General features: G+C 68.6%; 16 protein-coding genes and 2 pseudogenes. 7 read left to right on the top strand and 11 right to left on the bottom strand.

What is annotated here, in order from left to right; genetic code table 11:
- Positions 1-81 precede the first annotated feature (81 nt).
- Positions 82-1,590 (bottom strand): WS/DGAT/MGAT family O-acyltransferase, encoded by a 1,509-nt coding sequence (locus RJ03_RS22590; RefSeq protein WP_083871269.1) that lies wholly within the window; start codon positions 1,588-1,590, stop codon positions 82-84.
- A gap of 313 nt (positions 1,591-1,903) precedes the next feature.
- Here RJ03_RS22590 and RJ03_RS22585 point away from each other — a divergent pair, with 313 nt between their 5' ends.
- On the top strand, positions 1,904-2,938 hold the full coding sequence (locus RJ03_RS22585; protein WP_036505586.1) for a hypothetical protein: 1,035 nt from the start codon (positions 1,904-1,906) through the stop codon (positions 2,936-2,938).
- A 15-nt stretch (positions 2,939-2,953) separates the two neighbouring features.
- Here the strand turns inward: RJ03_RS22585 and RJ03_RS22580 are convergent, their stop codons facing one another.
- From RJ03_RS22580 to RJ03_RS22570, 3 genes and pseudogenes are all read right to left on the bottom strand, one after another.
- A complete protein-coding gene (locus tag RJ03_RS22580) occupies positions 2,954-3,292 on the bottom strand; it encodes a histone-like nucleoid-structuring protein Lsr2 (RefSeq protein ID WP_036505585.1) in 339 nt (112 codons plus the stop codon).
- A 109-nt stretch (positions 3,293-3,401) separates the two neighbouring features.
- A pseudogene (locus RJ03_RS22575) lies at positions 3,402-3,731 on the bottom strand (glutathione-dependent formaldehyde dehydrogenase); the annotation flags it as partial.
- Positions 3,732-4,164: 433 nt separating this feature from the next.
- The gene (locus RJ03_RS22570) at positions 4,165-4,947 is read right to left on the bottom strand and encodes a hypothetical protein (protein WP_245552358.1); all 783 of its coding nucleotides are present in this window, start codon (positions 4,945-4,947) and stop codon (positions 4,165-4,167) included.
- 137 nt (positions 4,948-5,084) lie between these two features.
- On the opposite strand from RJ03_RS22570, the gene RJ03_RS22565 reads away from it, so the two are divergent.
- Both RJ03_RS22565 and RJ03_RS22560 read left to right on the top strand, forming a co-directional pair.
- Positions 5,085-5,531 (top strand): Zn-ribbon domain-containing OB-fold protein, encoded by a 447-nt coding sequence (locus RJ03_RS22565; RefSeq protein WP_439956266.1) that lies wholly within the window; start codon positions 5,085-5,087, stop codon positions 5,529-5,531.
- Positions 5,524-6,723, top strand: a complete 1,200-nt coding sequence (locus RJ03_RS22560; protein ID WP_036505581.1) for a lipid-transfer protein — start codon at positions 5,524-5,526, stop codon at positions 6,721-6,723. Before RJ03_RS22565 ends, RJ03_RS22560 begins: the two co-directional genes overlap by 8 nt.
- 113 nt (positions 6,724-6,836) lie before the next feature.
- On the opposite strand, the pseudogene RJ03_RS22555 reads toward RJ03_RS22560, so the two are convergent.
- From RJ03_RS22555 to RJ03_RS22545, 3 genes and pseudogenes are all read right to left on the bottom strand, one after another.
- Positions 6,837-8,476, bottom strand: a pseudogene (locus RJ03_RS22555) (long-chain fatty acid--CoA ligase).
- Positions 8,477-8,604: 128 nt separating this feature from the next.
- Entirely contained in the window at positions 8,605-10,302 is a 1,698-nt protein-coding gene (locus tag RJ03_RS22550) for an aldehyde dehydrogenase family protein (protein WP_036505580.1), read from the bottom strand.
- Positions 10,299-11,861: a GMC family oxidoreductase gene (locus RJ03_RS22545; RefSeq protein WP_036505579.1), complete on the bottom strand. Its 1,563-nt coding sequence runs from the start codon at positions 11,859-11,861 to the stop codon at positions 10,299-10,301. The genes RJ03_RS22550 and RJ03_RS22545 overlap by 4 nt, the downstream gene beginning before the upstream one ends.
- A gap of 175 nt (positions 11,862-12,036) precedes the next feature.
- On the opposite strand from RJ03_RS22545, the gene RJ03_RS22540 reads away from it, so the two are divergent.
- Positions 12,037-13,212 (top strand): PucR family transcriptional regulator, encoded by a 1,176-nt coding sequence (locus RJ03_RS22540; RefSeq protein ID WP_051025097.1) that lies wholly within the window; start codon positions 12,037-12,039, stop codon positions 13,210-13,212.
- A 12-nt stretch (positions 13,213-13,224) separates the two neighbouring features.
- Here RJ03_RS22540 and RJ03_RS22535 read toward each other — a convergent pair whose 3' ends face one another.
- Positions 13,225-13,575, bottom strand: coding sequence for a hypothetical protein (locus tag RJ03_RS22535; protein WP_036505578.1), 351 nt, complete (start codon positions 13,573-13,575; stop codon positions 13,225-13,227).
- 148 nt (positions 13,576-13,723) lie between these two features.
- Here RJ03_RS22535 and RJ03_RS37310 point away from each other — a divergent pair, with 148 nt between their 5' ends.
- A complete protein-coding gene (locus tag RJ03_RS37310; RefSeq protein WP_157121778.1) occupies positions 13,724-13,885 on the top strand; it encodes a hypothetical protein in 162 nt (53 codons plus the stop codon).
- A gap of 77 nt (positions 13,886-13,962) precedes the next feature.
- Here the strand turns inward: RJ03_RS37310 and RJ03_RS22530 are convergent, their stop codons facing one another.
- On the bottom strand, positions 13,963-14,649 hold the full coding sequence (locus RJ03_RS22530) for a hypothetical protein (protein ID WP_051025096.1): 687 nt from the start codon (positions 14,647-14,649) through the stop codon (positions 13,963-13,965).
- A gap of 94 nt (positions 14,650-14,743) precedes the next feature.
- Positions 14,744-15,145: a cold shock domain-containing protein gene (locus RJ03_RS38915; protein WP_305080238.1), complete on the bottom strand. Its 402-nt coding sequence runs from the start codon at positions 15,143-15,145 to the stop codon at positions 14,744-14,746.
- A gap of 417 nt (positions 15,146-15,562) precedes the next feature.
- Between RJ03_RS38915 and RJ03_RS22520 the strand changes: the two genes are divergently transcribed.
- Both RJ03_RS22520 and RJ03_RS22515 read left to right on the top strand, forming a co-directional pair.
- On the top strand, positions 15,563-16,702 hold the full coding sequence (locus RJ03_RS22520) for a glutathione-independent formaldehyde dehydrogenase (RefSeq protein WP_036505577.1): 1,140 nt from the start codon (positions 15,563-15,565) through the stop codon (positions 16,700-16,702).
- 54 nt (positions 16,703-16,756) lie between these two features.
- Entirely contained in the window at positions 16,757-17,194 is a 438-nt protein-coding gene (locus RJ03_RS22515) for a GlcG/HbpS family heme-binding protein (protein WP_036505576.1), read from the top strand.
- A gap of 32 nt (positions 17,195-17,226) precedes the next feature.
- On the opposite strand, the gene RJ03_RS22510 is transcribed toward RJ03_RS22515, so the two are convergent.
- A complete protein-coding gene (locus tag RJ03_RS22510) occupies positions 17,227-18,174 on the bottom strand; it encodes an ABC transporter substrate-binding protein (protein ID WP_036505575.1) in 948 nt (315 codons plus the stop codon).
- Positions 18,175-18,186 lie beyond the last annotated feature (12 nt).

Genomic DNA, 18,186 nt, shown 5'->3' with positions numbered 1-18,186 from the left:
GGATCGTCCACCATCGGACCCCTCGCGTATATGACGTTCTCAGTATCGGAGAGTCATATTACCAAAGGGTCGTGCGCCGCATCACGAGCTCTGCTGCAACTCGGCCAGCGCATCCGCGAGGTGTGTGGTGAGGTCCCAGACGTCGGGAACGGCCTCCGGGCAGGCGACGATGCCGAAATCGAGGTGCCCGTCGTAGGACATCACGGTGATGTTCAGGCTGCCGGACAACTCGGTGAGCACCGAGACCGGATAGCTGGCCAGCACGCGAATGCCGTCGAGATACAGCGGAATCTGCGGTCCTGGGACGTTCGAGACGATCAGGTTGACCAGAGGGAGGGTGGGGGCGGCGGCGCGCAGCAGCGCCCGCGTCGGCAGGCCGTGCAGGGCCGGTGTGAGCAATGTGGTCAGTTCGTGCAGCAGGGTCGGTGGCTGTCTGCCGAATCGGTCCTTGGCCACGAGCAGATTGTTGTGCAGCAGTTTCAGCCGGGCGTGCGGATCGTGCTCACCGATCGGCAGCGGGGACAGCATGAGCGAGAACTGATTTCCCGCGGTGCCGAACTGTTCGGGCGTGCGCACCGAGACCGGGATCGCGGCCAGTAGGGGCCGGTCGACGGGGATTTCGCGGTCGAGCATCCAGTTGCGCAGTGCCGAGGTGCACAGGGCCATCACGACATCGTTGACCGTGCCGTCGATCGACTTCTTGATCGCCTTGACCGCATCCAGGGGCAGCGAGGTGTAGGCGACGCTGCGGGTCGTGGTGAGCGGGTGGTTGAACGGGACGGCGTCGTGTTTGGCGCGGAAGGCGTCCCGGGTGCGCAGCAGGGTCGGGACCGCGTCGAGCGCGGCACGCGTGCGAGCAGATTGGCGGGTCACCGCCTTGGGAGCGCTGCGGGCCAGCATCTCCACCATCGACGGCGTGCGGTCACGGCGGATGCCGGCCTCGGGAGGCGGTGTGGGCGTCGGTGTTTCGGAGATGTCGAGGATCGCCCCCATGATCTCCGCCGCGGATACGCCGTCGATCACCGCGTGGTGCACCTTCGTGTAGACCGCCTGGCGGCCGCCCGAGAGTCCGGAGACCAGGTGGCACTCCCACAGCGGACGGGATCGGTCGAGCGGCTGAGCGTGGCGGCGGGCGACATAGTCGGCGAGGTCGGCGTCGGTCGCCCCGTCGGGTAGTCGCACCTCGCGCACGTGGAAACCCAGGTCGACGGTGGCGCAGTCGTCCCAGTACGGCTCGTCGAGGCCCAGTGGCACGGTGCGGACCCGGCGGCGCAGCGGCGCCACCAGGTGCAGCCGGGCGGCGAACAGCCGCCGCAGGGTGCCGACGTCCAGGGCGCCGCGCGGCCCGCGGCCCGAGTCGAGCAGCATGACGGCGCCGATATGCATGGGCGCCGAGGCGGTTTCGCTGTCCAGCAGATGCAGGTCCAGCGCGCTCAACTGCCGTGGCGGTCCGGATTCCGCCGCGGCGGGGATCGTGGTCGACGGCGGCGTCGCCGCGCGCTGCGGTCCGGTGGCGAACGATTCGCCCGGCGTCCGGAGGTGGACGGTGGTCCCTTCCGCGTGCGAGACGGAGCTGGGCGAGACGGCCATCGTTACCTCCCGGGGGACGGTCCGGGGCGGTTCACCGGCGGCACGGGTGCACCGGATCGAGCCCGGACAGCTGGGTGGCGCCTCGGCGAGGCGCGGGACGGTGTTCGCACGGCGCTGGTCGAACGACGAGTCGTCTCGAGGTGCGAGACGTGGCAGCGAGTCTAGGGGCGATCGCGGCCGCCCGGGCTTCGCCGAGAATGCGAGCCCGTAAATTGTGTGCAAACACCCGATGTGGATCGGCCCGCGCCGACCGCGTCCCACCCCCGTCTCTCGATGCGTCCCGCGGCGTCGGCCGACCGGTTACGATAGGTAAATGCCTTCGCGCAGCGTGCATTTCGTGGGGAGCTTCCCCGCCGCGAGCACGGATGAGGCGATGCGGGCGATGGCCGACGGTGCCGGTCCGCTGTTACAGACCCTGCCCACCGGTGAGACCCGCCGGTACGAATACTACGTCCGGCCGATCCTGGAGGACCTGGTCGCCCAGGGCGCGCTCGAGGTCACCCGGGCGGGGGAGTGGCGGACTCGGCGCGATCGACCTCGATACCGGGTACCGGAGGGCCGCACGGCAATCGGGGACGGTATGGACCTCGGGTATTCCAGGGAAGCGACCGAAGCGCTGCCGATCTTCTCCGCCGTGCGCGCCGATCTGGGCCGGCCCGGACTCGCGTTGCAGATCGGCATGCCGACCGATCTCACCCTGGCGTTCGTCGCATTGGGGCCCAATGGAATTCGCTCCGAACGCACCGCGTTCACCGAGGCCACCATGGGAGAGATCGCCGCCATCGCGCGGACGGGCGGCGACGATGTCGTCATCCAGTTGGAGGCCACCGCGGAGCTGGTGGCGATGGCGCTGACCCAACCCGCGCACCGCATGGTGGAGCGGCTGCTGGGCTCGGGCCGGGGAATCGCGGCGCTGGCCGCCGCGGCCCCGGAGGGCAGCCGGATCGGCGTGCACCTGTGCTTGGGCAGCCTGCACAACAAGGGCGTGCCGCTGCGCACCGCCCGGCCGTTCGTCGACCTGGCCAATTCCGTTGCGCGACAATGGCCTTCCGGACGCACGCTGGAGTACGTCCATGTTCCCTTCGCCGCGGGCGACAGACCGCCGGCTGCGGAGTCCCGGTTCTACGCGCCCCTCGCCGATCTGTCCCTGCCCGCGGGCACCCGCTTCTACGCGGGTGTCGTCCACGACGTGCCGACCGAGGATGAGCAGCGAAAGACGCTGTACACCATCGAAAATGCGCTGGGCCGCCGCGTCGACGGCGTCGCCTGCGCCTGCGGGCTCGGCCGTCGTCCCCGTGCCGTCGCGGACGCGCTCATGGCGCGCGCCGTGACACTGGCAGATTCGTGACGGGCCGACCGTCGTCTAGCCGGCTTTGTTGTATGCCTCGACGATGTCCTTGTGGATACGGCCACGGCTCGAGATCTCGTAGCCGTTGTTGCGCGCCCACTCCCGGATGGCGGCGGTCTGCTCGCGGTCCGGGGTCGTGCGGGCGGCGCCGGACTTGACGGCGCCCTTGCGGTTTCGGCCGACCTTGCGAGCGGACCCGGTCCACTGCTCGAAGATCTTGCGCAGTTTCTCGGCGTTCTTGGTCGACAGGTCGATTTCGTATTCGACCCCGTCGATGCCGAAGTGCACCGTCTGGTCGGCATCGGACTTGCCGTCGTAGTCGTCCACCAGCTCGACGATGACCTTCTTGGCCATGAAAACCCACCCTCCACTCAGCTCTTATGTGACGCGGCGAAAATGCTAATCGAGTTGGCGAGAGCGTCGTTGAGCAGGGTGAGAACAGTGGCTCGCGGGTCGGTTCGCGTCACGGGCGGAAGATCGCGCGCACGCAGCCTTCTCGTTTGTTCTTGAACAGGTCGTACCCGTGCACGGCGTCCTCCAGCGGGAGGTCGTGGGTGATCAGATAGGACGGATGGTCGCCCGGCTGGATGTAGTCGAAGATGCGGCGGACGTAGCGCTGGCCGTGCTGTTGTGCGCTGCGGATCGTGAGGCTCTTGTTGGTGACGACGGCCATCGGGAACGCCAGCGCCAGACGTTCGCGATAGCGGTCGATCACGATCACGCGTTCGGCGCCGAGCAGCCGCGCCGAATGCCCGGCCATCAGCCCGACCCCGCCGCTGCCCCAGATGGCGACCGCGAGCTACCCGGCGCCGCCGGGGGTAAACGCCAATTGCCGGAAGGTCGCGGAGTGTTCGAAACCGTCTCGTTCGCAACTTTTCCGAGTGGTAATGTATCGCGTCGCGGTGGCGTCACCACGGGTTCCGGTTCTGCGGAGTGTCCGTGAGTGGTACCGAATTTTCCGAAATGTCTTTCTTTCACAAGATTGCTGAGCTAGGTTCTCCGCTACGCCGGACACTCGGCGGATGAGAAAGTCGGAGGACACCGTGGAATTTCTTGGCTCTGTCGCTGGCATCCTGCAGATGGTGATCGGCACCATCCTTGCCAACACCGGTTCGGGTGGCTCCGGCTCCGGTTGGTGATCGCGACGGATTCGGCTCGTTACCGGCGAGCCGAATCCACCGCGCGGGTGTCGGCGGCGTCGCCGAGTCGCTCATCGGCCCAGTCGTTCACTGGTCGAGCGCATGCTCCGGTTGGCAGACGTGCATCGGTGACGGCAAGTACCGGACCATCGCGTCCAGCAGTGCGGCGGTGTCGTCGGTGCGCGGCGACGCATCGCACAGGATGGGCACCACGTCGCCGATCCGGGTGAGGCGGCGGATCCGGTCGTACAACTGTTGCGGCGGCAACTTCCCGGTGCTCGGCACGCCGGGGCGTGCGGTGTCCTGCGCCAGCACCGCGTCGACGAGCTCGTGATACCGCTGTTCGGCCACCGGCCAGTGGCTGCCGAAGAATTCGACGGCCATCGGTTCGAGTGCCCACATCGGGATCAGATCGACGACGCCCTCGAATGCGGCCCCGATACCGAGCGGAATCTGCACCGTCAGCGGCACCGCTCCGCGCGTGGCGGCGACAGTGCGCACGCAGCGGCCGAAATCCGCCGCGCGATGGTCGAGTCCGTGCACCAGGCACAGGCGGGCGACCTGATGGTCGTCTGCCACCCGCAGAATCGCCTCGAGCCGCGCCGCGCTCGCCGCGGCCGCGTTCATCACCGCGACCACCCCGTCGGCCGTCCGCACGGCCCGTTCGAGTTCCGCGATCGCCGCGTGGCTCGACAGCTCGGTCAGGCGAATCGTGTGCTCGACGCGGTCGGTCACCCAGTCGACGGTGACCGCTGAGTGGGACCCGTTTCCGGCGGCCCGGCGGCGCAGCCGGTCGATGAGCGCCGCCGTCTCCCCGGGAGCCCCGACGATCGTGACGTTGCGAATCGACTGCGGGTCAATGATTTTCATGCCCATCGCGGTGTGGTACTCCAGATCGACTCGAGGGTGGGGGCCATCCTCGATCCGGTCACACCGTACCCGGGCGCGCGCATCGGCGGAGCGGATTTCCTCGCCAAAATAGAACGTGTTCCTATATCGTCGGCGCTGTGCAGAAAGAACAACGCCCCGCCGTGGAAGGCTGGTTCACTGCGGACGACGGCACCGTACGTCTCCAGGGAAGTCGCTGCGAGGTCTGCGGCACACCGTACTTCCCGCGGAACACGCTGGCCTGCCGCAACCCGCAGTGCGCGAGTCCGAAGGACGGATCCGAACTGGTCGAGTATCTGTTCTCCACGCGAGGCCGGATCTGGTCGTACGCGGACGCCCGCTACAAACCGCCCGCACCCTATGTGTCGCCGGATCCGTTCGAGCCGTACGTCGTCGCGGCGGTGGAACTCGAGGAAGAGCAGATGGTGATTCTCGGGCAGGTCGTGCGCGGCCTCACCGTGGACGACCTGGCCGTGGGCATGCCGGTCGAGCTGGCGCTGGGCGTGCTGTACGAGGACGAGGAAGCGGAGCACACGGTGTGGATGTGGAGGCCGGTCGATGCCTGACAACGAGCGCGATATCGCCGTCCTCGGTGCGGGTATGCACCAGTGGGGCAAATGGGGTCGCAATTTCGTCGAATACGGCCTGGTGGCCGCGCGGGCGGCACTGGCCGATGCCGGCGTCGACCACCGCGACGTCGGCTACATCGCCGGCGCGGACACGATCCGCAACGGCTACCCCGGATTCGTGTCGGGTGCGACCTTCGCCCAGGCGCTCGGCTGGTCCGGCGCCCGGATCTCGAGCAGCTACGCCGCCTGCGCCTCCGGTGCCCAGGCCATCGCCAACGCGCGGGCCCAGATCCTGGCCGGGCTGACCGATGTGGCGCTCGTGGTCGGTGCGGATGCCGCCCCGAAGGGGTTCTTCCAGCCGGTCGGCGGCGAGCGCCGCGACGATCCGGACTGGTTGCGTTTCCATCTGCTCGGCGCCACCAACCCCATCTACTTCGCGCTCTACGCGCGCCGGCGGATGGCGCTGCACGGGGCAACGCTCGACGATTTCGCCGCCGTCAAGGTGAAGAACGCCAAGCACGGCCTGAACAACCCTTACGCGCGCTACCGCAAAGAGGTCGCGGCCGAGGAGGTCGCGGCCTCGGCGATCGTCTCCGATCCGTTGCGACTGCTCGACATCTGCGCGACCAGTGACGGCGGCGCCGCGCTGGTGCTGACGTCGATGGACTACGCCCGCCGCCACGGTATCGCCGATCCGGTCCGCATCCGGGCGCTGTCGACGGTCACGCCGACCTTCCCGAAAACCGTTCTCGATCTGCCGGACTTCGCGACCGACTCCGCGGTGGCCTTCGATACGCCCTCGCGGTCGTTCCGGTCCGCGATCGCGGATGCCGCCTACGCGGAGGCCGGACTCGGTCCCGCCGACCTGTCCTTCGCCGAGGTCTACGACCTGTCCACCGCGCTGGAGCTGGATTGGTACGAAGACATCGGGCTGTGCGAGATCGGCGGCGCCGAGGAGCTGTTGCGCAGCGGCGCAACTACTTTGGGTGGCCGCGTGCCGGTGAATCCCAGCGGTGGCCTGGCCTGCTTCGGTGAGGCCATCCCGGCGCAGGCGATCGCGCAGATCTGCGAACTCACCTGGCAGTTGCGCGGCCAGGCCGACGGGCGGCAGGTGGAGAACGCCCGCGCCGGTATCGCTGTGAACCAGGGCCTGTTCGGCCACGGTTCGGCGATCATCGCCACCCGCTGAACGGCGGTCGCGCAGCGGCCTCGCCACAGAACGATCCGGCCCGCCGCTTTCCGCGGCGGGCCGGACGCGGATGCGGTCATCGCAGCCACCGCGGTAATCCGCGCGGGCTCCGATCAGGTCGCCGAGGTCACGATATCCAGCTCGCCCGACGCATACCGAGCGCGCAGGACCTTCTTGTCGAATTTCCCGACGCTCGTCTTCGGTATCTCGGTGAGGAAGGCCCAGCGTTCCGGCAATTGCCAGCGGGCGAATTTATCGGTCAGGAAGCGCCGCAACTCGGCGGCGCCGGCGTGGGCGCCGGCCCGCAGCACCGTCGCGACGACCGGCCGTTCGTCCCACTTCTCGTCGGGCACACCGAATACCGCGGCCTCCGCGACGGCCGGATGCGCCATCACGGCGTTCTCCAGATCCACCGACGAGATCCATTCCCCGCCCGATTTGATGATGTCCTTGGCCCGGTCCACCAGGGTCAGATAGCCGTCGGGGCTGATGGTTCCGATATCGCCGGTACTCATCCACCCGTCGGGGACCGTGCCGGAATCCGCGGCCGCTTCGTTCGGGGCGTAGTAGGCGCCGGTGATCCACGGACCGCGAACCTGCAACTGGCCCAGTGACTTTCCGTCCCACGGCTGGACGGACCCGTCGTCTCCGATCAGACGCGCCTGCACCGAGGCGGGGAATCGCCCCTGCGTCGCGCGATAACGGAATTCCTCCGCGCCGGACGATCCCGGAGGCGGCCAGGCGATGGTGCCCAGCGGCGAGGTTTCGGTCATCCCCCACGCCTGGATGATCTCGACGCCGTGATCGTCGGCGAAGGCGCGAATCATCTGTGCCGGCACCGCGGCACCGCCGACCACCACCGAGCGCAGATGGGTGATGTCCTGCGGGCTCGCGGCGAGCGCGACGAGGACCCCGTTCCACACCGTCGGCACCGCCGCGGCGAAGCTCGGACGTTCGGCGGCCATCAGCTCCAGCAGCGCCGCGGGCTGCAGGAACCGATCCGGCATGACGAGCGAGGCGCCGCACATCAGCGCGGCATACGGCAATCCCCAGGCGTTGGCATGGAACATCGGCACGATCGCCAGCATCGAATCCGTGCGCGAGATTCCCATGCCGTCGGAGGTGCACGCGTTCATCGAATGCAGCCAGTCGGAGCGGTGGGAGTAGACCACTCCCTTGGGGTCGCCCGTTGTGCCGGAGGTGTAACACATTGCGGCCGCGGATGTTTCGTCGATTCGCGGATACGGGTAGTCGGTGGCGTGGCCGGCGAGCAGATCGTCGAACGCATGCACCTCGATACCGTCGGGGGCGATCAGGTCGCTCGCATCGCCGTTGGTGACGATCACGTGCCGCACGGTCGTCAGCGTGGGCAGGACCGCGGCGAACGCGGTCGTCAGCGAACCGTCGACGATGATCACGCGGTCGGCGGCGTGCTCGATCACATAGGTCAGTTGCTCCGGAAAGAGCCGGATGTTCACGGTGTGCAGGACCGCGCCCATGGCGGGGACACCCGCGTAGGCGACCAGATGCTCGTTGTTGTTCCACATGAAGGTGCCGACCCGGTCGCCCGGGCGCACCCCCAGTTCGGCGAGCGCATGGGCGAGCCGGGCTGCCTCGGCGCCGAGCTCGGCATAGGTCATGACCCGGGAACCGGTCCGGTCCAGGTGCGCACGGTGGCGTGGGGATGGGCCCGGGCGGCGAACCGCAGCAGGGTGGCCAGCGACAGGGGTTCGTCCTGCATGGTGCTCGGCATGGGGACGGGGAGGGCGGAGCGAGCCGGGGGTGTCATCGCGCGGAGGTACTTCCTTCATCGGGAGTGTGATGCGGACGTGCAGGCGGGCCGATGGGCCCGCCTGCACGTCAGGGGTGGGACGGGTAGTGCTAGCCGCGCAACGCGGACGCGAAAATGCCCGGCAGCGAGCCGAATCCGGGCTTCGCGGCGAATCCGGTGAGCCGGCGCAGCGTCGTGGCGCCGGTGCGGTTGGTGACGAACCACGGCGGTTTCGGCGAGAGCGTGAATTCGCCGTGGACGATGGATCGCGGCGCCGGCCGGAACGGTCCGTAGACGACCGTGCGCTCCGGCTCGGCGATCAGCAGGGCGTTGTGCACGACGCCGATACCGCTCTGGATGTCGTCGAGGGTGTGGCCGGGGAAGGCGCCCCAGGTGGCCCGCGCGGTGAGATACCCCAATCCGGTCCAGGCGTTGACCGCGACCGTCCCGTAGCGCAATGCCGCTAGGGCCGTGTCGAATTCGCTGCCGAGCCCGGCGATGGTGCGCGGATGCGCGATCAGGTTGACCCCGAGCGTGCCCTCGAACTCGTCGTTGCACACCCGCACCGCCTCGGCGAGAAAATCGTCCGCCGCGCCGGGAATTTCGACCACCCCGAGGACCGGCGCGAAATATTCGGTGTGCAGGGCGGACTCGCCACGGGTGGGCACCAGCCCCTCGATCAGTGTGCGCGGGCCGATCGCCTGGGCCTGCGGGTAGGCCGCGCGGGCCGCGGCCACCCGATCCCCGGAGCCGGGGTAGTAATCCGCCCGCTGGGGCGCCCGCTCGATCGCGGCCCGCAGTTCGTCGAGAAAACGCCGCTTCTGCGGCCACTCGGCGCTGATGACGGCCACCTGCGCGGCGACGCAGTTGTAGCCGTTGTTGTGCAGCCGCTGCGTCGCCAGATGTTCGGCCTGGAAACGCAGATCCGCGTCCGACCAGCGCCCCGGAACCACGATCGTCGGGGACACACCGCCGAGCTCGCTGGTGATCGGCTTGTCCAGCAACGGTTTTCCGCTCGCCTTGCGCTGCGCGCCGGCGCGCCCGGTGCCCCAGACGATGGCGTCGTGGGTGGCCGCGCTGCCGGTCATGTGCACCGCCGTCACCGCGGGGTGATGCACCAGGGCCGCGCCGACGTCGGCGCCGCCGGTGAGGATGCGCACCAGTCCGCGGTCGATCGCCGGAGCGAAGATCCGCTCCAGGACCGGCAGCAGGGGATCGGTGATCGGGTTGAGTTTCAGCGCGACGACGCGATTGTCGGCGAACAACTGGTACAGCACATCGAGCGGCGCGATCGAGAAGATGTTGCCCGCGCCCAGCACCACCCCGATGCCGCCGGTACTGCGGGGTGTCCGCTGGCCCAGCCCTGCCTGCGCGCGCAGCGTCCGCGCGTCCACGCCCGGCCGGGACCAGACCTCGGCGCGAAAACCGTTGAGCAGCAGCCGATCGAACAGTCCGTGCGGGAACACGTCGACCGCCACCCGGCCGCCGGGCGCCGGACGGATCGGGTATCCGTCGATCGGGCTGCGCCCGTTCTCCAGCGCGCGCACACTCTCGGCGAGCGACGCGGTGGCCGTGAGCAGTGAGTACGGTCCGCTCACCCACTCTTCGCCCAGCAGCGGTGAGTCGGCCGGCAGGCCCTTGATGCGGGCGGCGACATCCACCCATTCCCGCGCGTGCGCCGCGGTGGCCGCGTGCACCTGCTCGAGCAGGAGCCGGCGTTGCGCCAGATCGATAGTACCCCAGGTCTTTTCGCCGACGCGCAAGGCGGCGATCGCCGTATCGACGGCGGAGGTCAGCGCGCTGCTCATCGGACCGCTCCTTCGTGGTCGGCGGTGATCAGATCGGCGGCCTTCTCCGCGATCATGATGGTCGGGGCGTTGGTGTTACCGCGCACGACGCTCGGCATGACCGACGCGTCGGCGACCCGCAGACCCTCCAGTCCCAGCACCCGCAACTGCGGGTCGACCACCGAGCCGATGGCGCAGGTCGAGGTCGGGTGATACAGCGTCTGGGCGGTGCGGCGCGCGAAATCGAGCAGATCGTCGTCGGAATCCGATGCGGGAACGCTGAATTCGCCGGTGGTGACCTCGCGGATCGCGGCCCGGTCGGCGATGTCGAGTCCGATCCGCAGGCCGGCGATCATGGCGGCCCGGTCGGCCTCGGTGCCGAGGTAGTTGTGCCGGATACGCGGTGCGGTGGCCGGATCGGCCGAGCGCAGCGTCACCTCACCCCGGCTGGTCGGGTTGATCACGCAGGGGCCGAATCCGAAGCCGTGCGCGACCGCCGGTCCCATACCCTCGTCGTAGAACAGCGCGGGTGCCTGATGGAACTGCACATCCGGTCCCGCCAATCCCGGCCGCGTCTCGAAGAAACCACCCGCCTCACCGACATTCGAGGTCAGCGGGCCGCGGCCCTCGGTCTGCAACAGTGCGAGATTCTCCGGCGACAGCGCGGTCATCAGCGATTCGCGGTCGGTGCGGTAGTTCAGGAAGACCGCCGGATGATCCTGCAGGTTCTGCCCGACCGGCAACTCGCGCAGGACCTCGATCCCGAAGGGAGCGATCGCCTCGGCGGGGCCGACGCCGGACAGCATCAGCAGCTGCGCCGAACCGTAGGCGCCGGCCGACAGCACCACCTCGCGCCGCGCGGCGATCAGCTCCGTCTCGGCGCCGCGGGCGATGAGCACGCCGGTCGCCCGGCCGCCGTCGAACACCACCTTGTGGGCGAGGGTGTCGGTGAGGACGGTGAGGTTCGGTCGTTCGAGCGCGGGGTGCAGGTAGGCGACGGATGCGCTGCAGCGCATACCGTTTCGCTGGGTCAGCTGGTAGCGGCCCACGCCCGTCTGGGTTGCCCCGTTGAAGTCGTCGTTGCGGCCGTAGCCGGCCTGTTCGGCCGCGGCGAGGAAGGCCTCGCCGAGGGGGTTGAGGGAGCGGCCGTCGCTGACCGACAGCGGGCCGCCGACGCCGTGATAGGCGTCCTTGCCGCGTTCGTTGTCCTCGGCCCGCAGGAAGTACGGCAGCACCTCGTCGTAGCTCCAGCCCTCGGCGCCGACGGCCGCCCAGCCGTCGTAGTCGGCCCGGGCGCCGCGGATGTAGATCATCGCGTTCATCGAGCTGGAACCGCCGAGCATGCGGCCGCGGGGCAGATACGCGCGGCGGCCGTACAAGCCGGCCTCGGGTTCGGTGTCGAGATCCCAGTCCAACGGCCCCTTGAACAGTGCCGGGAACGCCACCGGAATGTGGATCTCCTCGGCGGTGTCGCGCGGACCGGCCTCGATCAGGGCAACCTGGACATCGGGGTTCTCGGACAACCGGGCGGCCAGCACACAGCCGGCCGAACCCGCGCCTACGACGACGTAGTCGTACACGACGGCACCTCATTTCGATTCGCTACGAACGCGGGCCGATATGGCCCAGATCACTGACGAAGTCGATGGTGCAGGCTGCCGCCGGGGTCGCACCATGTGCCCGAGTCGCCGGTTCGGCGGCGGCCGGTGTGCTCCAGCACACACCACGGGTCGCCGGCTTTCGTACCATCGACTCATGCCAACCCTGATCGGACCGGCCGCGAACGGGTCCGAGGCGGTCGCCCGCACCTTGCTCGCGGGGGTCGACGACCTCACGTGCGAACTGGTCGGGCGTATCCGCACCGGAGACCACGCCTACGCGGAGATCACCGCTGTACCGGAGGCCCTGCTGCGCGCGGCCGTCCACGACAACCTGGGCGCGGTCCTCGGCCAGCTCGCCGGTGCCGACGGGCGGCGCCTGCGGGCCGCCGCCGACGTCGGCCGCACCAAGGCCGAACTCGGGGTCCCGCTGGCCGCGCTCCTGCACGCCTATCGGCTGGCCGGTCGCCTGATCTGGGAACGCTCGCTCGCCACCGCCGGCGGTGACGTCATGCTGCCGGCGCTGGGTTCGGAGATCCTGCGGCTGATCGACGATTATTCGAGTGCCGCCGCCAACGCCTACACCGGCTACCTGGCCGAGCGCGCCGCCCGCGCCGACGCCGATCGCCGCGCACTGCTGGACACGCTGTTCCACGGCGAGATCGACGCGGCGGCGATCGCGGAGATCGGCCGGACATTGCATCTGCCGCGGACCGGTCTGTTCGTCGCGGTGTACGCCGAATCCGGTGTCCCGACCCTCGACCCGCTACCGGGTGCCGAGCGCCGGCTGCGCGTGGCCTATGTGAATTCGGCATGGCAGCAGGACACGGGAACCAGTATCGGGCTGATCAGCCTCGGCAGTCCGCGCGCGCTGGAATCGTCGCTGACCCGGCTCCGGCAGATCGCGGCCGGCCGGGTCGGCGTCAGCCGCACCTTCTCCGCCTTGACGGGTACGGGTGCGGCTGTGCGCGAGGCCGAACTCGCCGCGCGCTGTGCCCGCCCCGGCACCTCGGCCGTCGTCAGCTACGGCAGCGCATCGGTGCCCCTGGTGCTGGCCCATGCGCCCGACGCGGCGCGCGCACTCGCCCACGACATCCTCGGAGCGGTGCTCGAGCTGCCCTGCGAGGACCGGGACACCCTGCTCGACACTCTCGATCTGTGGTTCGACTGCGGCGGCTCCAATACCGAAGTGGCGCAACGCCTCAACTATCACCGCAATACGATCCATCAGCGGCTGCGCCGCATCGAGACATTGACCGGGCGGCGCTGCTCGGACCCGAAATCCGCCGCCGAGCTGTACCTCGCTCTGCGCGCGATCCGGCTCGAGTCCTAGCCGCGGCCCCGCTCATCCCCAGGTGGCCTGGTCCGGCACGGTGGAGGTGAAGATCACGTAGAAGTGCTGGCCCGGCAGCAGTTCGTTGATGTCGTGCCAGCTGCCGGCGGGATCGCGCTGGTAGTAGTGCTCGATGCCGGTGCCGTCGTCGTAGCAGACGATGCCGGCGGTGCCGAACGGACTCCAATACACCTCGGCGCCCGGTCGCTGCGGCTCCAGCGGGGTACGGAACTGCTGGCTGCACGGTGTGATCACCGGATGGTAAATGCTGGGTTGGGCGGCCGCGCCCGACGCCAGTGCCGCGAGTCCCGCGGCCGAGATCGCGGCGGCGGTGAGTACGCGGCGGACGGTGAAATTCGGCAATTCTGCTCCTCGCCGGTCGGAAAAGAGTTCACTGGCCTGTGTCGGCAACCCTACGGTCTCCCTCGTGTGATGAAAAAGTGGTTTGGCAGGCCGCGATCGGGGTTTTCGGTAGTCAGCTGTGATCTTGGGGGAACGAGGAGTGAGCCGCATGCCGAGTAACAGAGATTCCGTATTCGTCGACGATGAAGCCGTGGCCTCGATGCCTGCCGAACAACCGGCCGCAGTGAGCTGGCCGGACCCCAGCCCCCTGGATTCGTGGTGGAACGACATCATGGGTCTGTCGGCCGACCCGCCCCGCCCGAACGCGTAGCCGTCTATCGCAGATCGTCGGCTGCGGGATTCGCCGCCAGGCGCAGTGCGACGACAACAGTGCGAACGAATGAATCCTCAGTGGGGGTGGCCGGGTGAGGGCTCCGCGCCGCGTCCCTCGCGGCTGCCCCGGTAGGCGCTGCGCCGGATGCGAGTGATGAACCGCGGGGCCAGCGCGACGCCCGGCGGATGGTGCAGGGTCGGGTCGACGGCGTCCTCGGGAGGTGGGGCGGCGGTTTCGGCGGTGAGCCGCAGATTCGCGAACGGTTCTTCCGGTCCGTTCAGTCGCGCTGCGGTCAGCGTGAAACCGAGGCCGTGTGTGGTCGTGTAGTCGCGCAGCGTCGCCAGGGAGGCGTCGGCGGGTTGATCGGCGTCCGGCCGGGCGAATATCCACTGCGGGGCGCCGCCGTCGAACCGGTAGGCCATCAGCGTCCCGTAGGTCGCGTGGCGCCACGACGGGACGGGTATCGCGAAGAATCGGGTCAGCGTGCCGGTGGGTGTCGACGCCAGGGCGAGGTCCCAGCGCCCGCCGGGGGTCCGCACGCGCAGACCGATTCCCACGGCGTCGGGCACACGTCCCGGCATGCCGAGCGCTTTGGACAGCCGGACCTCGACGTCGCGTTGTCCGCCGCCGAAATACCTCTCGAAGGCCGGGGCGGGGCGCAGGTGCCCGCTGAACCAGAGGCCGTTCGGATGGAAGACGCGGGCGCGCCGGACGCGGGCGACCAGCTCGAACGATTCCTCGACCAGGCGTTCGGCTTTCACATCTTCGCTTTCGTCGTGACGGTCGGGTGGGAGTCGGCGGAAGCCGACATCTGGCCGGTACCCCGTCACCGCCGAGGTATTCGCGCGACCCGGCTCAGGATTCGTCGCGGGCGTACGGGAAGGGAAGAACCTGCGTGGCCTCGGGTCCGCCGCAGGTGTGGGTCAGCGTGAACACCACCGCTTGCCCGGGGCTGAGGGTTTTGTATCCCGGCATGTCGATCGTGCGGTAGTCGACGAAGACCGCGTCGCCGGTGGCGCTGGTCAGGTAACCGAACCCCTTCTCGGCGTTGAACCACGCCACCTGCCCCCGCTGCCAGTCGGGCAGCGTCTCGTCGACCTGCGTGAGGTGCGGATCCGGATGGGTGCTGTGCTCGGCGGGAACAACGGCGGGGGTCCAGGTCACGGTCATGCGCATACTCATTCCGGTCGCGGTGCGGGTGGGCAATCGGCCGGCGACCGGTTTCCCGGCGCCGCCACCCGCGATACCCGCCCGCACCGAGATCAAACAATCACCTGGCTCCGCGACGGTACCTGCGTGCGCTGGTGCCGGTAGATGTGATGTGCGGGGTTGAATCATGTTGCGGCGGAGTTGGATCCAGCATCACGCCGTCGGTTGTGCAGGGAAGGGGCCGCTCGAGCCCGCGAATCGATAAACCGTCTCAACCCCTAGCGATCGTGGAGCCACAAGAGGAGACTCCATGGTGGAGGGAACGCGACGCCTGGAACGCACTCACATCGCCGTAACGCGAAACATGGTGGTGTGCCAACGTTTTGGTGTGGTTGTCGGTTCCGTGCGCTGTTGCGTCGTCTGCCCTCGGGAGCACGATTCATTCGGCTGGTCGCTCGCATGTAGCCGCCTGTGGCCGCCGGGCCGGGCATCAACCGGAAACGCCGCATGTGAGGGAGTGTCGAGATGAAAGCGCTTGTGTACGACGGACCACGTCAGGTCCATGTGAAGGATGTGCCCGATGCGAGGATCGAGCAGCCGACCGATGTGCTGGTAAAGATCACCAGCACCAATATCTGCGGATCGGATCTGCACATGTATGAGGGCCGCACCGATCTGGAGCCCGGGATGGTCCTCGGTCACGAGAATTTGGGGATCGTCGCCGAGGTGGGCAACGCGGTGGTCAAGGTCGCGACCGGCGATCGGGTGTGCCTGCCGTTCAACATCGGCTGCGGTTTCTGCCGAAACTGCGAGGAAGGTCTGACCGCGTTCTGCCTGACGGTGCACCCGGATCCGAAGATGGCGGGCGCCGCATTCGGTTTCGCCGGAATGGGACCGTTCTGGGGTGGACAGGCGGAGTATCTGCGGGTGCCGTTCGGCGACTTCAACTGTCTGCGGCTGCCTGAGGACGCCCAGGACAAGGAAACCGACTACGTGATGCTCTCCGACATATTTCCCACCGGATGGCACTGCACTCGCCTGGCCGACATGCAGCCCGGTGACTCGATGGTGATCTACGGGGCCGGGCCGGTCGGTCTGATGGCGGCATACTCGGCGATGATCCAGGGTGCGAGCAAGGTGATGATCGTCGACCGTCACCCCGACCGGCTGCGGCTCGCCGAGCAGATCGGCGCCATACCCATCGACGACTCCACCGGCGACCCGGTCGCGCAGGTCCTCGATCAGACCGACGGACGCGGCGCCGACAAGGGTTGTGAGTGTGTCGGGTACCAGGCGCACGACCCGCAAGGTCACGAAGACGCCGCGATGACGATGAACCGGCTCGTCGACTCGGTGCGCTTCACCGGCCATATCGGCGTGGTCGGCATCTTCCTGCCGCAGGACCGAAACGGCCCCGACGAACTCGAACGCCACGGCAAGATCGCCTTCGACATGGGCAAATTCTGGTTCAAGGGGCAGAAGATCGGTACCGGACAGGCCAACGTCAAGCACTACAACCGGCAGCTGCGCGACCTGATTCACGAGGGCCGGGCCACACCGTCCTGGATCGTCTCTCACGAACTCCCGCTGGCCGAGGCCGAGTCCGGCTATCAGCATTTCGATGCCCGGGACGACGGGTGGACCAAGGTCGTCATGCATCCGTGAGGCGTCCCCCCGGACCGAGAGGAGCGCAACCATGGCAACGACAGGGAGCGGGTCATGACAGTGAACCAGACTTCGGTGTCCCTCGATGATGCGCAGCGGATGATCGCCGCCGGACGGGCCAAAGCCGACGAGATCGAGTCGCCGTCGAATATCGCGGTGGTCGATGCCGGCGGCAACCTCGTCGCCCACGTGCGGATGGATGGTGCCTGGATCGCCAGCATCGACATCTCGATCAACAAGGCGTTCACCGCGCGGGCGCTCGACATCTCGACCGAGGACCTCGCAGCCGACGCTGGTCCGGGCGGGCAGTTCTACGGGATACACGCCTCCAACGGGGGGCGCATCATGATCTTCGCCGGCGGTGTGCCGCTGCGGCGCGACGGTCGGGTCGTCGGCGCGGTCGGCGTCAGCGGTGGCACCGGAGAGCAGGATAAGACCGTCGCCGAGGCGGCCGTGGCGGCGATGGCCACCCGCCGGACCGCCGACGCGTAGTTCCGCGCCGGCGGTCCGGGGAGGTGGCTACGTCAGCCGGCCGGTGCCGGTTCGGGTGCGGTGAACAGCTCCGCGATCGTGGGATCGACCGCGTCACGGACCCGAATCTGCTTGGGCAGCAGGCCGTTTGCGTGCAGCAGGTCGGCGGCGTGCTGTTGTTCGTCGAGGAATTGCTCGGTGACCGGGCCGAGGCCGAACGGGCGGCCGCGCAGCGCGGCTTCCCAGGCGTCGAGGTCGGCGGTGCCGCCGCGGGCGACGATATCGTCGACGAAGTATTGTGCTGCGGCGCGGGGGTTTTCGGTGATCCAGGCGTCGGACTCCCGCAGGGCGGTGATGATCGCTTCCAGCGCCGGGCGGTGGGCTTCGGCGAAGTCGCGGCGGGTGAACCACAGCGAGGGGTGGCTGAAGACGGATTCGGTGTCGACGAGGGTGTGCAGCGGGGTGGCGGCCTCCACGGCGGCCAGGCCGGGATAGGCGCCGACCCAGGCGTCGAGGCTGCCGTCGAGCAGCAGGGCGCCGCCGTCGTGCACGTCGGTATCGACCGGTTCGATGTCGCCCCAGCCCAGACCCGAGCGCTCCAAGGCGAACAGCAGCAGCGTGGTCTGCCAGGAACCGTGCGCGATGCCGACTCGCTTACCTTTCAGGTCGGCCACCGATTCGATGCCGTTGCCGGCCTTGGTGACCAGCCGGCCGTTCTCGATGCGCGGTCCGGAGATGCCGACGTAGACGATGTCGCGGTCGTTGCCGAGCGCGGTGATCGGCGGGGTGAAGCCGGTGCCGATGAAGTCGTAGCCGTCCGCGTCGAACAGGTAGTCCGAATGTACCGACGGCAGTGCGGTTTTCACGTCGGCGCGGGGCGGCTGCGGCAGGGTGCGCAGGTCCACCCATTCCACGTCGGGCAGTGCGCGTTCCAGGATGCCGCGGTGACGCAGGACGAACAGCGAATTGTTGTGCGGGAAGTAGCCGACACGAACGGTCATGGGGTTGCTCCT

Source organism: Nocardia aobensis NBRC 100429, assembly GCF_000308375.1.
GTDB lineage: Bacteria > Actinomycetota > Actinomycetes > Mycobacteriales > Mycobacteriaceae > Nocardia > Nocardia aobensis.
This window is presented reverse-complemented; position numbering and strand designations above follow the sequence as displayed.

Excerpts from the sequence above, each read along its gene's own strand:
- RJ03_RS22590 (WP_083871269.1), bottom strand. The coding sequence starts at position 1,590 with ATGGCCGTCTCGCCCAGCTCCGTCTCGCACGCGGAAGGGACCACCGTC.
- RJ03_RS22585 (WP_036505586.1), top strand. The coding sequence starts at position 1,904 with ATGCCTTCGCGCAGCGTGCATTTCGTGGGGAGCTTCCCCGCCGCGAGC.
- RJ03_RS22580 (WP_036505585.1), bottom strand. The coding sequence starts at position 3,292 with ATGGCCAAGAAGGTCATCGTCGAGCTGGTGGACGACTACGACGGCAAG.
- RJ03_RS22570 (WP_245552358.1), bottom strand. The coding sequence starts at position 4,947 with ATGAAAATCATTGACCCGCAGTCGATTCGCAACGTCACGATCGTCGGG.
- RJ03_RS22560 (WP_036505581.1), top strand. The coding sequence starts at position 5,524 with ATGCCTGACAACGAGCGCGATATCGCCGTCCTCGGTGCGGGTATGCAC.
- RJ03_RS22550 (WP_036505580.1), bottom strand. The coding sequence starts at position 10,302 with ATGAGCAGCGCGCTGACCTCCGCCGTCGATACGGCGATCGCCGCCTTG.
- RJ03_RS22540 (WP_051025097.1), top strand. The coding sequence starts at position 12,037 with ATGCCAACCCTGATCGGACCGGCCGCGAACGGGTCCGAGGCGGTCGCC.
- RJ03_RS37310 (WP_157121778.1), top strand. The coding sequence starts at position 13,724 with ATGCCGAGTAACAGAGATTCCGTATTCGTCGACGATGAAGCCGTGGCC.
- RJ03_RS22520 (WP_036505577.1), top strand. The coding sequence starts at position 15,563 with ATGAAAGCGCTTGTGTACGACGGACCACGTCAGGTCCATGTGAAGGAT.
- RJ03_RS22515 (WP_036505576.1), top strand. The coding sequence starts at position 16,757 with ATGACAGTGAACCAGACTTCGGTGTCCCTCGATGATGCGCAGCGGATG.
- RJ03_RS22510 (WP_036505575.1), bottom strand. The coding sequence starts at position 18,174 with ATGACCGTTCGTGTCGGCTACTTCCCGCACAACAATTCGCTGTTCGTC.